Genomic DNA, 13,963 nt, shown 5'->3' with positions numbered 1-13,963 from the left:
TTTGACGTTAAAAAGCCAAAAGCACAACCCGCGTGAGCTGTGCTTTTTATCTTTCAAATCAAGTTGTTCGGATTACGACACAACTTAATGCACCTCAGTATTTGACACTGAAGCTTCTTCGTTCTTTTCGTTCGACTTAGCTAAGTTTTCTAACACTTTATTCAGGTTCTTCATTGAATTTAAGTGTAGATAAACTAACTCTAACCCGTCGTTAGCAAACAACTGAGACAGGTCTTCTTGAGAAATCGCTTTGAGCTTCTCTCGGTTTACAACTTTAAAACCCGTTAGTGTGCGCTCTTCACCTGTTGGCAAACGGAACTTTGCACCCATATCTTCAAATAAATCGAGTTCTGCTAGCTTGCTGCAAAATGCTTGAGTACGTTGGTAGTGACCCTGGTAGTCTTTCAAGAAATCAACCACTTTACCCAAGTACTGGGTTTGTTCACCTTCAGCGTCAAACAGACGCTCACCGCGATCTTCTTGGTTGCATCCCGTGTATGATTCATCAAGGCATAGCGTTAACGTCTGACCTCCATCACCAGTTGCGAATACAAATGGGTAACGACGAACGAATGCAGGAACGTAGTTTGCTGTCCAGTTTCCTTCTGAATTTACATACAGGTTTTCATCTTCTCGCACGCCCATCACCACAACAGGTAAAACGTCGTTGCCCTCACCAGCAAAGACAATGCTGTACTCCGCTGCGGCACTTGGGAATTCAACTGCCATTAGCGGAACTGAATTAACGGTTTTTGCAAAGTCGTAGTTGTTTTGCGCTTTGATAGACCAATCCGCATGGCGCTGTTTGTTTACCGCTTCTACGTTGTCATATATAAGTAACTGTTTAGCCACTGTGTCACTCCAAATAAGTGTTTAGTTCAAAGGTAAAGGGTTTTACTGAAAAACTTCAGCGCCACCGATTGCACTTAGCGAATCTAGATTGCTCAGATCCATCGAGACCTTCTCGCCCACTAGCGCACTGTTGATTTGTTTTAGATCTTCGATGGTTAATGTACCCACCGATTTTTTGAGTCTAAGGTTGTTGTAGAGATAGTCGTACTTGGCTGCGGCATACTCTGTTTTTGCAACAAAAAGATCGCGCAACGCATCTAGAACGGTAACGCTCGAAGCAACACCCGACTCAAAAGATTCCTGCTTTACTTCCATTGCAAGCTGATATGATTCAACTGACTTTTCTAACGCGCGAACTTTACTAATTGCACTCACGACACCGGTAAATGAGGATTGTGTTTCGCGAGCCGTTTTACGCCAAACCTCCTCTAGTTCATCTCGGCTTTTACTGTATAAGCTTTCACTCTCGCGGACTTTGGACTGAACCGCTCCACCCGCGTACAAAGGCACAGTCAATTGAACGAGATAAGTACCAGTATCTACCTCACTACCTCCCCCAAATAGCGAGCCTTTGGTCTCGGTTTTGTTTTGAGTAAAAACAAAATCAAGTGTTGGATAGTGGCCACCTTCCTGACGACGAATTTCTTCGCGTGCTGCTTGTAGCGCACTTTGCTTCGCTAAGATGTTGGGGTTATTTGTAGTTGCGTTAGTTAACCATGGCTCAATTTCAAATGGCTCGGGAGCACTTAACTGGATTTCTTCACCCAAGGTAGCCAGTGCTTCTGGCGTTTCACCTGTGATTTCATAGATGGCTTGTAATGCATCACGCAGTTCATTGCTTAGCTCGATTTGGCGAGCTTGAGATTGTAGGTATCTAGCTTCGGCGTCGAGAAGATCTGTTGTTCGAGCAAGGCCGTTAGCCAGCTGGACTTCAACTCGTTCTTTGTGTTTGCTGAGAGAATTTACTTCCGCCTCAATACCTATGAAGTTATCTCTTGTCTTCAATACATTAAAGTACGCTTCTGCAACTCGAAGAATTTGCTCCTGACGAACATTCTCAAGTTCAGCTGCTACGCGTTTAACCTCTTCCTTGGACTTTTTAAAATTAGCCCAGTTGCTGTAGCTATAGAGAGACTGTGTTAACGAGAGGCTAATTGAATCGGTAGGGAAAGACGTTTTACCACGGTTGTAGACTGTGTTGTCCGAACTGACAATCTCTTGTTTGGTTTCTGTTCTACTCGCTTCTACTTTTATCGTAGGTAACAACACCGCCAAGGCCTGTTCATATATCTCCTTGTCAGCATCGTGTTGAGCCATCCCTTGCAAGTAAATTGGATCGTTTTCCAGAGCTAAGTTGTAAACATCCAGTAAGTCATCAGCAGATGCCCAAAACGGACTAACGCTTAGCAAAAGACTTACACACTTTAGTTTTAGATTTTTCATTTTCCATCCACACTAATTTGGAACACAACTAGATTTGCCCCAAAACCAGTTCTATTAAAAGGACTAGGTATACCTTGTAAAATTCCCTTTTTACTGCCCATTCAGCAACCGACAAAGCACCTAAACTATTCAGCCAGATTGAGTAAATTTAACACTTAGCTAACACACAAAAGCTACAAACATATCTATTATGATTTATATCACTTAAAGGTGCGATTTTCTCGACTCGATTCATAGTATCATTACACTATGTCTCACTATTGTGACACCTTCAAAACCACTCAATCACGCTACAAATACTTCACCTTCGTGCCATTCATGGCTGTAATAACAGCTCAATAACACGAATTAATGTGACTTGAATCGCAATTTGTATTAGCTAGTTTATACAACAATTTTACCAACTCTCGTCGTAATGAGAGGTCTGACCGCCGCCCCTAATAGTCTGCATTTTGTACGATTAATCTCTATTTTAGATAGAAATATTGATGTAATTGAGAAATGTTCTTGTTACACAGATGTAAATACAAAATATATGCGATTTGACACATCAAATTACTAATTCTTCACGAATGAAAATCTGAATGTTTACTCTAAATTTACGTGAGAAAATTGATTGAAGACCCACTCGATTTGCACTGGAAAAACAGTTCAGTGTTTTGATATGAGCAAGGGTGATGGAATCTAAAAAACAGCATATAAACTCCAAGTTAAACATTGCGATAACTCGACTCGTCCATTAAATATGGTCATTAGGCACTTATTGAAGAGACATTTCATGCTCAAACAGCTTGTGGATTGGCACCTAACAAAACATCCTGATTTCGATGAGGAGAATCACGCAAATGAGCGATCTCTAGTTCAACTGACAGCGCTTGAAAAACAAATACTTGAGCCATTGAACAAGCACCTTGGTAAAACTCAAATCACCTACGGTTTTACTAACCATTCATTGCTCCGCTTTATCTTAAAGAATAGCGCTGGGGATATGGCTCCGAGCATCGATCAGCATGCTTCTATGGAGCTCAACAGTAAAGGCAATCGAATTTGCAAACGCGATGGAGCGGCTTGCGATTTTTATGTGGACGGATACGAACAGCGCATGGATGAAATCGCAAAATACATCTGTACGCATTTAGATTTTGATCGACTGTATTTTTATGGCAAAGATAGGCCGATACATATCAGTGTCGGTCCGGACAACTCGCGTTATGCCCTTGTTCGTTCAACACGCAGTGATGGGCTTCGCGTAAACACAAAAAGTGCAAAAGGCAACGCCACACGAAGCTTATTCGATCACTTATAATGGCTAAAAACGTCGCAAAGGAATAGGTATGAACGAAGAGCAATTTGCTGAACTGGTGACACAAATTAAGATAGGGAAGCAATTACCGGACGCGATTTACCTTCATAGAGATGCCCTCAACGCCTTGCCGAAAGTTCTCGTTCAATTTATTCCCGCGGTAGCGAAAGCCGTAAACTTAGACGATGAAAACTGGAACCTAATTAAGATATTTAAAAAAGAGTTCCGACTTTCTCTACTACATTATCCTGATTTTTATACCGACTCCTACCCTACTTTAAGACAAAGCCTAAATGTCGACCTAGCAAAGCTGAGCCATAAAATCACTAGCTATGAAGGCTCTGAGAATCCACCGATCTTACACCGAAAAGAGACCATGGTCTTACCTGGTAGTGAATATTACGAGCATTTTGTCTCTCTAACACAAGAAGGTGAAAACGCAGGGCTTTATGAGAACAGCCGAGTAATTGGCTTCAAACGTTCTTGGCAAAATCTTATCGCTCGCCACGGTTATGAGCTTATTGATGGACGCTTGTTTCGCAGTTCATCTGTCATTCAACAACAAGAGTCCGGTATTGATAGACACAAAACCGCATTAGTTAGGCACGAGCTCTCTGCACCGATGAAGTCTCTGGTTAAGCACGGCTACCTTGAAGGCTCACACTCGATTTTTGATTACGGCTGTGGGCGCGGAGATGACTTGCGAGAGTTAGAAGCTCATGGGTTAGATGCCCTCGGGTGGGATCCGAACTTTCAACCTGATAACGACAAAGTTAGCTCTGATATCGTCAACCTTGGATTTGTTATTAACGTTATTGAAGACCAAGATGAAAGGCTAGAGGCTTTATTGGGTGCTTGGGATTTGGCTAATAAGTTGCTTGTTGTCTCTGTTATGCTCGCGAACGAAAGCTATATTGCCCAGTTCAAACCGTATAAAGATGGGGTGATTACCTCTCGCAACACCTTTCAAAAGTATTACGCTCAGTCTGAGATAAAAGCTTACATTGAACGAAGTTTGCAAGAAGATGCCATTACTGTTGCACCCGGCATTTTTTATATCTTCAAAGATAAACTAGAAGAGCAGCAGTACTTACAAAGTAAATACAAACGCCACCATAAATGGCAACAGCTAACTTCGCCAGAGCCAATCGAAGCCAAAGATAAAGCCAAACTGCTCATCACCCAGCACCATGACTTATTCAACAACTTTTGGAATACCTGTTTAGAGTTAGGGCGTATTCCTGCGAACGATGAATTTGAGCAATCAGAGCAAGTGCGAGAGCTTATAGGCTCACACAAAAAAGTGTTCGGCCTACTGCAAGAGATGTTTGATACCACTGAGTTCGAACAAGCAGAAAAGAGCCGCAAAGAAGACTTGCTGCTCTACTTTGCCATGGGATTATTTGAAAAACGTAAACCCTACACTCAACAACCAGAGTCACTTAAGCGTGATATCAAAGCCCTGTTTGATGACTATAAAACCGCACTTAATCTAGCTGCAGAGCTACTGTTTGCGATTGCCGACACCGACCTTATCAACAAGCAATGTGAAAAGGCCCACCAGCAATTGGCTGCAAGCTTGTTAAATGAAGAACACTCACTAATCCTACATCGAGATTTTATCGATGCTTTACCACTATTACTACGTGTATACGTAGGGGCTGGACTACAAATGTATGGGGAACTGGATGAAGAGATAGACCTAATCAAAATCCATATCACCTCTGGTAAGCTAACCCTAACCGCCTATGACGACTTTGAAAAATCGGTTCCTTTCTTAGTAGAGCGGATAAAAATCAAAATGGCCGATCAAGATATCGACTTTTTTGATTACGTGGATGAAAAGCGTAGGCCGCCGCTGCTTAATAAGCACTTGTACATGCCAAATGAACACGAGAACTATAAGAAGCAACTAAGCTTTGATAAGCGTCTAGCTAAGTTAATGGACTATGAAACAACCGAAGAAACTCAAATGATTCGAGCTGAGTTTGAAGTGCTTTTAGATAAAGAGAAGAAAAAAATCACAGGGTATTCGCTTCATAATACCCTGTGAAGAAGCTATATAAACATGCAATACTGCGCTAACTATAAAACCGAGCTTTTTTCGATGTAGCTGAGCATTAGTTTATAGTTTTCGGTTCGAGTAGCTTTGAGAGTTTTTAGGATATCTTCATCTAAAGACTCATCGGTAGGAAGACGATTTTCCTTAATATAGTTACTCTTCATTCGTTCGAGAAGATTAGACTTAATTTGTTCTCGACACTCAACTAACCCCTCGGATAATGACTCTTTAACGTCCTCGCTATCAATACGTTTTTCCCACATTTCACAGAATAGGTATTTATATGAAGTCCATGCATCAGGCTGCATTTCAGCTGGGTATACAACAGATCTAAACGTGTCAGCAGAACCTCTAGAAATATTTGCAAAGTCATCTACGCTTGAACCTTCAACTTTACCTGAAAGCAATGAAATCAAGCCTCTAAGTTTTGGAATGCTCTGAGGAACGAGGTAAGCCTCTATACTTTCTAGATACTGATCGAACAAAGATAAGGTTGATTCATCAAACTGAAGAAATCCCTTCTTCTTTTCCAACTCAAAGAAAAAGCCACAAATAATCCCACTTTGAAAAGCTACACTGGTAAAAATATTTGAGTACCACTCATCAATCATTTTCCGCAAAAATGGTTTAATTTTTTCGCCTTCAACAATTTGTGAGTCAGGGAGAGCTGAGAGGAAGTTTCTTGCCCGATACTCCTTAAAGTTATCTATAGCTTCTTCCAACGCTACTTTGGTAGAGTCTAGTTTCGACTTAATTGATTCAATCTTTGGCACTTCATCGCTAAAATAGCCGCTATCTTTTTTCAATTTCTCTGCAAGATTTTCACGATGTGCTTCAAATGTGCGGATCATACCTTGCCCTTCAAATAACATCGGCTTTAAATGTACATCTGAATGACTTTCAACTTCCCTTCTTAACTTTTCTGCGGCCTTAGTATGAGCAGAAAACACTCCAAAGCGCTGAAACATACGCGCGATAAACTGCCCGTATCTAGACTCAAAAGTGTGAGTTAACAACTCAACCTGCTGGTTATTGAAAAAGTCTCGTCGAATGGTATTCATAGCATCCGATCCAAGTAGGTTAAAACAATCTAACCTTTCCAATGCAGGCCTTATTTTCTCATTAGTCGTCCGTGTAGAAAAACGCCCTCCCCTAGCACTCACGCCATTGACATCTTCCTGAGTGTTCAGCATAAGATGTTCAACCATATAGTAGAAATGATTCACAGCGGATAAAGCTATCGGGTTTGATATTTTCTGCTTATCACCATCCTGATCTAATTCTATACAATATATATCTAATGCAGTATTTGAGCGCTCATCACCATTTTTAATTTTAGAAAGAGTCCCTCGCATAAAATGTGATATCAAATCATTATCATCGAGTAACATATTTCTTGTTTTTGTTACTGGTTTAGCATTTTTATTCAGTGTCAAAAATATAGAACGTGCTGCCTTTTTAAGATCAGCATCACCATTATATTCTTTGTCTAATGTAGGAACAGTACACAATATTACTGGAAGCTGAATAGAGTCTAAGTCAAATTCCTTTATGTACTCTGGAGACCATTCTGAATAGTAACTTTTGAAAGGTCGTCGTTTTTCATCTGACCAATCGTCTCGCAGATTTCGGTACAAAGCCAATAAAGCCATTGCTCTATGCTGACCATCTACAATTATCATTCTTGTCTTTGAAGTATTTATCGAAAGTCTAGCTAAATCATGGGATAATGCCTCACCATCGGAAATTGGCTGTTTGAATTCAAATACTTCGGAGCCAAACTTTCCAGAACGTGTAACGAAATACCCATCAGGACTAAAGTCATCTCCCTCCGCTTGTCCTTGAAAAACCTCTGGGTAAAAGTCATCTGGGTTATTACTATCATTTTTTATTGGTAAGCACATTACAACTATAGGGGGAAAGAACTTTATAGTTCCTGTTTGTGATGAATCTAAGATATACGGAACAAGATCTTTTGAGACACGAGCATCATCGATATCTCTCTGCATCATTTCATCAAATTCCTGCTGATTTACATCAAATATCTCTCTCACAGGGCATAGTTGTTTTAAAAACTTTTCATTCTGTCCGCCACCAGCAAGATCGAGGCTAACATGAGTTAGGAAATATTTAACCTCTAAAGATTCCTGTTTTTCTTTACTCACTTTAAAACTGCCGATTGAACCCTCTAAATGCAGATCAAGTGATGACTGACGTTTTAACCCTATAGCCATTAATTTCTCCCTAAAATCGGATAATTTATTCGATTTAATACGTTTTCAAATGGATTTTGTATTTTGTCTTCTGAGTCGACTGACATACATACTACAAACATAAAGGACGTAATATATTTACGTTCACAGACTCGAGATGCAAAGTTATTGTCTCTAAGCTCAAATTCTTCTTTCCCATCATCTTGAGGGACCCCATCGCGAATCTTAATAATTTTATGTTTATGTTGATTAATCCTCTTATTTAAATTCGTTGCCATACCTATATAGATGGGACTTAAGAAAGGTTCAGTGACATTAGATAATAGGGCCTTAAGCTGACTAATTGAAACTTCCCCACTCTCAATTTTAGTAACTAACGAGTCCGATACAGATTCATCATGGAAAATAGAGCCACGATACGTTGGCTTTAAAGGACCAGAAATCTTAATACTATATGGGTCTTCGCCATAAAAGCTAAATAGCCTTCTGTTTAAGAATTGATAAATTATACTCTTACGTGCCTGTATTGAATGTTTATTCATTGCTAATTCAGAATACATATTCTGGATATCGACATCGCTCAATTGTGGTACGTAATACCAAGCATATATCCCACTGGCTGACGGTATATCATCATTTCCTAGATAAATTTCATCCCACTTAAATTTCATAAGCTACAAATTATACATGCTTGATCATCTGCATCATCTTCTTCCATATTGGCTAGAACTTTCTGCCATTTTTCCTCTGATGTTGAAGAGGTTTTGAAGATAATACCCTTTTCTTTTTCTCTTTTTTCTGCGTGAGCTACAACCTCATCAAGAGTTTTCCCCTGCACCCACGTGTAACCATTCCCAGATTTTTTTTCTATTTCTTTCGCTTTTTCAAATAGTTCAGGGTGATTTCGCTTCAGACCTAACCATTCATCTTGACGTTGGAAAAAGCAAAAGAAGCATCCAGATCTGCTACGCCATTCATAGTATTTTGGTATGCCTACTGTATCTTCCAGAATTTGGAAAACATCTTCACGAACTAGGCCATCCTCTATGAAGGGGAACACCGCACTAATTGTATCTTTCTGGCTGACATAACCTTCGCGGTTTTCATCAGCGCGGATACCTACATAACTGATTACTTCATCATCTCCCACAAACTCTTCGAATGGTTTTAGCTTCAACTTTACCGTACACCACCTCTGACGAGGTGAAGGTAAATAATCGTTATGAACTTTCAACCAATGCTCAAAAGGTTTATCGCTAGATAATCGAGCGATTGGTTTACCTAAATACGACTCTAGACTATCAATAAAGTTAAGAACTTCTTCTAGTTCCGCGCCTGTATCTGTAAAAAAGTACTCGACTTTTTCATGAATTTCTGGGTAATTATTGCGGATATGGATAGCAAGTGCTGCGCTGTCTTTACCACCCGAGATTCCGATCACATGGCGTGCGTTTGGACGAACCAAAGCCTCTTCAATAGATATTCTATTACTCATTATCTTCACTCTCTGGTAACTCAAGCTCTACTAGCTGAGCTAGTACCGCCATTCGCATCTGTCCTTTAAGACCATTTAATGATGCCTGTACTTTTGTAACTTCTTCATCGATAAGCTTTCTTTCGCTCTTGCTAATCGTTACAACACTTTGTTTTGGCTCTGAGCTCTGCTTAATAGAACGCAACATAATAACTTCAAAGTCACTATCATTCTTCAATATCGCTTTATAGTTACTATCCTGAACGATTCCCTGTAACTCCCTAAATCTCCGGCTCAAATCTGCTAGCGTAGCTTCTGCTTTGGCAAAGTCTTGATCTTTCCATTTACTCGGGTGTTTCCTGCTAAGAGAAACAAAAACATTTTCAAGCCACAACTCATCGCTATCACTTTTTTCATCGACCAGGCTATTCACGAAAGTTTTTGCAGGTCCAGCCGCCAACTTCTGTATAGTTAGCCCCATTCCTAAGAGCACTTTTCTAAGTTCTGCAAGTGTATGTGTATGACCATCAATAAGCTGCTCAGACAGCATTAGAGCCAAGTGTTGTAAGAGTTTTGCATATACCTCTTTTAACTCTCTCAACGACTCAATCAATATATCCCCAAACTGGCTAGCATCAACGCTATCACTCTTGGTAATACTCTCAACATTCATAGCTTTAGGAAGGTCTTTAAAAATCAACTTTTCTGGAGACTTAGACATCTTAATCGCTTCTCGAATCGCAATTGTACGACGGCTAAGTAAACTAGATTCTCTAGTCGACTGTGTAAACTCTGGTAGTCCCCCAAAAAACTTAACAAGTGGTTGAGCTATTTGAAGTACTTTTTTATTTCCCTTACTACCTTGATACAAAGCTTTGCTGTAAGCAGCTAACAAAGAACCATTCAGGCCTTCCAACTTATATAGCTGAAATTTAAAACTATCAGGTCTCTTGATGAAACGTTCAACATGCTCTTCAGTCATTGTGGGTTGATATTTACCATCTTCAAACAAAGCCACGTCATCTTGATAAACAAGATAAGCGTGAAGATAGAAAATTGGTAGTAGACCCTGTTTTACCCCGAACGGCTCTGAAATCAGTAGCTTATCCAGCTCAGAAAACGACTTAGCCTCCCCCTCTGTAGAGTCCAAAAACTTAGAAATCTCGACCCATACATCTATGTATGAGCCTCCTGGAGGAGCTTGAAATACATGCTCACCTTCATATTCAACGTGAAGCTTCAGTTCCTTCAAAATAGCCATATACATCGCTTTTTCTGGAGGAAACTTATCGATACCAAGGTATGCTTGCTTCGAAGAAGCCAACATTGCTTTCATTAGCTTTGCTCTACCTGAAGCAGCTTGTGAAGAAGGCTTATCCTTATTAATCAATTCGTTGAATACTTTGGGAGTCGAATGGAACTTTTTCTCCATTACCGTCGAAAGTAGTCTCTGAATATCTCGTTTACTTGATATCTTCTGAGATTTTCCACCGTAGTACCAGCTCGATTTCTGAGGTAGGCTAATTAGCTCATTTAACAACGCTTTTTGCGATGCTAATAGCACTGTTAAGTTAGCCTCTAGCTCTTTTTTAGCTATTGGGTCTGAATGCACTTCCTGCTGGGTAGCTACGCGTCTATATGCGTTAATTTCACGAGTAAGACTTACTAATTGCGCACTATTGGACACAACACATAAAACGCTATTAGCATCAACTTGAGTTATCTCTTGTTGGCTTAAGAACGATTCACCCTCTGACTTTAAGTAAAAAATAATCTTTGAATCGCCCGAGGATAACCCACCCTCTTTTAAAGTTTTATAATCTGCATATATTGGAGTAAAGAAGCGCAAATTGCCTGTTTGAATTGTGTACTTCCGAGCTACTACGGGAATCATTGGACTAGATGAAGTTAACAACTGTGCAATTGATTGACCTACACCCCTTGACTTATCTACCTCTTCCGAGATCGCTGCTTGCAAGTCAAAATCACTACCTTGCCACACACGGTACTCATTGTTGAACTTTCTTAGTGTAACAATCGACTTCTTGCTAAGTTCATCAATTGCCGTTTTAAGTTCATCATGACTAAAACATGTGTTCAGCACATTGAAAGATGGCTTAAATCCTCCTCGAGCTCCTACGATATTCAATATCCCAATCGTTTTCAGAACATCAATAGTTACTTGGCTACTAACATCGCCTAGCCTTTCTACAGCAGTTACAACTTCTGCCCAGCGGCGACTTGTCTGCATGTCACCTAACGCAGCAGCCTGATTAGAAATGAAATAGTCATAAATATCAGCTGGATGTATAAAGCTCAGTTCTTCACCCAAGCTTGTCAACATACTTTGGAACCCATACATCTCAGAACTACCTAAGTAACTGAACAATGTACGTTCATTTTGAGCTACCTGCTGGCATAGCAATGGAAGTAATAAAGAGCTTACTGGATGCAATGGATAACAATCTAAGAATAATCGAGAAGCTGCACCTTCTTCCAATGAACTTGGCAGTGCAGATTCAGAGACCAAAGTACCAGAATAGCGACTAATTAGGTTATGCAAATCCGTATTATTAATTATCTCTGGCGCATGCTTAATGGCTTTAGAAACAATTTTTAGTACCTGCTCGCTATTCTCAATAAAGGGGATTTCCTCAAAACGCCCCTGGACCGCTGCCCATTGGTTCTTAGCATGTTCAGTCAACCCTTGGGCATAATGATCAAAGGATTTATGTAACATTACAAATTGCAAAAGACGCACTTCATGTGGTTGTAAAGCGTGTTCGGCAATTGCTTGAAGAACGAACAGATCATTGCTCTCAGTGTGACGAGCTGCATACTCCAAAAATTTGCCCAATTCATCAATGATGAGCACAATGCCTTTTGCGTTAACAGCCTTAGAACTTGCTACTGCTGTTTGCACACCTGCAATCAGCTCTACGATCTCAGTAGCGCTAATTTCACTAGCATTGAGAGTGCTGAGTAACTTTGCAAATATGGCTGGCTTTTTACCTGGTGCACATCTCCATGCCTCCTCACAACTTAATTGTAAGGATTTGACAATTCTTCGGCTTAGTGGCTCAGATGATCCGCTGATAAGAACTCGGATATAGCCTTGCGTTCCTTTAATGTCTTTATCAAAACGATTAGCAAGTTCACTATCGACCTCCATCAAATTTGAGTGAGCACTATTGAAAAGATCCGAATTTGGATCCGCTAGCAATGCGCTCAAAAAAACAGCAAATGCAGACTTACCCGAACCATAAGGACCAACTAAAGACCAAGAACGTGGAACCTCACTACCATTTAAAGTTGCACAGACGCGCTCTAATGTATTAACCGCTCTCGAAGTCGGCAAGTAACCTATAACACTTTCTAAAGAAGACTTGTGCTTTTCAACATTAACCGAGCGTGTATATGTTGAGCGAACAGATACTAAATTCGTCAAGTTCATGCTGTCAGCTCTCCCTCGTAGTGCGCTCTCAAAAATTCATAAGGATCTAGTACCTCGTCTTTCACTAGATATAACTGAGAGTTTCCTGCTGTTTCATTAATCGTAAATATGTCAGGGTAGGCGTGTTGAAGCAGCTCTAACTTAGTCATGAAATCAGACTCAGTTAACCTAAAAATAGCAGCTACAGAAGGTTGCCCGTCTGAACTATAAATGAGCTCTTTAGTTGGAATGGTTAGACGTGATAAGTTTTCAGAAAACTCATTAATGCACTCCGCAACCGCGTAGCCAAAAATACCGAGAGGTAGATCTAGCCGTTGAGCTAGTTCAGCACTAAATTGTTTATTATTAATTTTGTCAAGCAGTCCCAATAGTGACATTGGTGAATCAAGAATATCATCTAGCTGAAGCTTAGTTGCGCCATCAATAGATGTATACATACGAGTAAGTAAAGAGCAATCATTCTTCAAAGTGTTTAGAGAGGGCTGCTTGATATCAAGCTCTTCATCAATAAATCCCTGTAGTGACCTTTGCATCGTCACCAAGTCAAAGCCTGTAGAAACAAACTTATTGAAAAACCAAAACCACGTTGTTGCTTGCTTACTATTGGTACATAGCAACCAATGAAGAAGCCATATCGTAGCTTCATCTTCTAAATAAGGGTCCCGCCCCTCATTTTCATCTAGCAAGTAGATGGCCATTGGAGTTAGTTCATTGTCTTCACTGAGAAGTTGAGTTGCTTTCATCCAAAACTTAATTGAAGAAACCATGTTTTTACCCACACCGAGCCTAACGGTAGACTCAGCGCATTCAAAGATTTTTTCATTTTTCTTAAACTCTTGAAAGCCTTTAGGTAACCAGCTATAGCGTAGTTGGAAAGTTTCATGACGCCCAAAAGCGCTGTCTTTTTTATTTAATTTCATAGTAACTCAACAACATAGTGTGCAACTTTACTGACTGTAAGGTCAAAGAAACGACCGGATATGATAGCGCTAATCTTAACAAAAATAACTTGTATAAATAAACAGTAATCGTAGTATCCCCGGAGCAAATGATCATTGCCCAACTAGATCCAATAAACAAAAAAGTACTTTTGAAAATGTAGCGAAATGGTGTTGGATGGTGACAGGAATTAGAAATATGTCCCGTCCTGATATAGGTTGAC

General features: G+C 40.1%; 9 protein-coding genes. 2 read left to right on the top strand and 7 right to left on the bottom strand.

Annotation, left to right across the window (positions count from 1 at the left end; all coding sequences use genetic code 11):
* Positions 1-84 precede the first annotated feature (84 nt).
* Positions 85-852: a SapC family protein gene (locus ACXAFJ_RS04470; protein ID WP_475321702.1), complete on the bottom strand. Its 768-nt coding sequence runs from the start codon at positions 850-852 to the stop codon at positions 85-87.
* A 42-nt stretch (positions 853-894) separates the two neighbouring features.
* Positions 895-2,295 carry a TolC family outer membrane protein gene (locus ACXAFJ_RS04465; protein WP_475321700.1) on the bottom strand — a complete coding sequence of 467 codons (1,401 nt, stop codon included), beginning with the start codon at positions 2,293-2,295 and terminating at the stop codon, positions 895-897.
* A gap of 778 nt (positions 2,296-3,073) precedes the next feature.
* On the opposite strand from ACXAFJ_RS04465, the gene ACXAFJ_RS04460 reads away from it, so the two are divergent.
* Both ACXAFJ_RS04460 and ACXAFJ_RS04455 read left to right on the top strand, forming a co-directional pair.
* Positions 3,074-3,601 carry a hypothetical protein gene (locus tag ACXAFJ_RS04460; protein ID WP_475321699.1) on the top strand — a complete coding sequence of 176 codons (528 nt, stop codon included), beginning with the start codon at positions 3,074-3,076 and terminating at the stop codon, positions 3,599-3,601.
* A 28-nt stretch (positions 3,602-3,629) separates the two neighbouring features.
* Positions 3,630-5,651: a DNA phosphorothioation-associated putative methyltransferase gene (locus ACXAFJ_RS04455; protein ID WP_475321698.1), complete on the top strand. Its 2,022-nt coding sequence runs from the start codon at positions 3,630-3,632 to the stop codon at positions 5,649-5,651.
* Positions 5,652-5,683: 32 nt separating this feature from the next.
* On the opposite strand, the gene ACXAFJ_RS04450 is transcribed toward ACXAFJ_RS04455, so the two are convergent.
* Genes ACXAFJ_RS04450 through ACXAFJ_RS04430 form a run of 5 tightly spaced genes read right to left on the bottom strand, consistent with a single transcriptional unit; the run spans position 5,684 to position 13,721 of the window.
* Positions 5,684-7,894, bottom strand: coding sequence for a ParB N-terminal domain-containing protein (locus ACXAFJ_RS04450; protein ID WP_171322286.1), 2,211 nt, complete (start codon positions 7,892-7,894; stop codon positions 5,684-5,686).
* On the bottom strand, positions 7,894-8,544 hold the full coding sequence (locus ACXAFJ_RS04445) for a GIY-YIG nuclease family protein (protein ID WP_171322284.1): 651 nt from the start codon (positions 8,542-8,544) through the stop codon (positions 7,894-7,896). The genes ACXAFJ_RS04450 and ACXAFJ_RS04445 overlap by 1 nt, the downstream gene beginning before the upstream one ends.
* Positions 8,541-9,368, bottom strand: coding sequence for a phosphoadenosine phosphosulfate reductase domain-containing protein (locus ACXAFJ_RS04440; RefSeq protein ID WP_475321696.1), 828 nt, complete (start codon positions 9,366-9,368; stop codon positions 8,541-8,543). Before ACXAFJ_RS04440 ends, ACXAFJ_RS04445 begins: the two co-directional genes overlap by 4 nt.
* Positions 9,361-12,801: a hypothetical protein gene (locus tag ACXAFJ_RS04435; RefSeq protein ID WP_475321695.1), complete on the bottom strand. Its 3,441-nt coding sequence runs from the start codon at positions 12,799-12,801 to the stop codon at positions 9,361-9,363. The genes ACXAFJ_RS04440 and ACXAFJ_RS04435 overlap by 8 nt, the downstream gene beginning before the upstream one ends.
* On the bottom strand, positions 12,798-13,721 hold the full coding sequence (locus ACXAFJ_RS04430) for a DUF4007 family protein (RefSeq protein WP_475321693.1): 924 nt from the start codon (positions 13,719-13,721) through the stop codon (positions 12,798-12,800). The genes ACXAFJ_RS04435 and ACXAFJ_RS04430 overlap by 4 nt, the downstream gene beginning before the upstream one ends.
* Between the last annotated feature and the right edge of the window lie 242 nt (positions 13,722-13,963).

The sequence above is a fragment of the Vibrio sp. ABH4_348 genome, from assembly GCF_056159765.1.
The sequence above is the reverse complement of the archived record's forward strand: the minus strand, read 5'-3'. Positions and strand labels throughout refer to the sequence as shown.

What these genes read in the sequence shown, in the direction of transcription:
- ACXAFJ_RS04465 (WP_475321700.1), bottom strand. Translation starts at nt 2,295, where the DNA reads ATGAAAAATCTAAAACTAAAGTGTGTAAGTCTTTTGCTAAGCGTTAGT.
- ACXAFJ_RS04460 (WP_475321699.1), top strand. Translation starts at nt 3,074, where the DNA reads ATGCTCAAACAGCTTGTGGATTGGCACCTAACAAAACATCCTGATTTC.
- ACXAFJ_RS04455 (WP_475321698.1), top strand. Translation starts at nt 3,630, where the DNA reads ATGAACGAAGAGCAATTTGCTGAACTGGTGACACAAATTAAGATAGGG.
- ACXAFJ_RS04450 (WP_171322286.1), bottom strand. Translation starts at nt 7,894, where the DNA reads ATGGCTATAGGGTTAAAACGTCAGTCATCACTTGATCTGCATTTAGAG.
- ACXAFJ_RS04445 (WP_171322284.1), bottom strand. Translation starts at nt 8,544, where the DNA reads ATGAAATTTAAGTGGGATGAAATTTATCTAGGAAATGATGATATACCG.
- ACXAFJ_RS04440 (WP_475321696.1), bottom strand. Translation starts at nt 9,368, where the DNA reads ATGAGTAATAGAATATCTATTGAAGAGGCTTTGGTTCGTCCAAACGCA.
- ACXAFJ_RS04435 (WP_475321695.1), bottom strand. Translation starts at nt 12,801, where the DNA reads ATGAACTTGACGAATTTAGTATCTGTTCGCTCAACATATACACGCTCG.
- ACXAFJ_RS04430 (WP_475321693.1), bottom strand. Translation starts at nt 13,721, where the DNA reads ATGAAATTAAATAAAAAAGACAGCGCTTTTGGGCGTCATGAAACTTTC.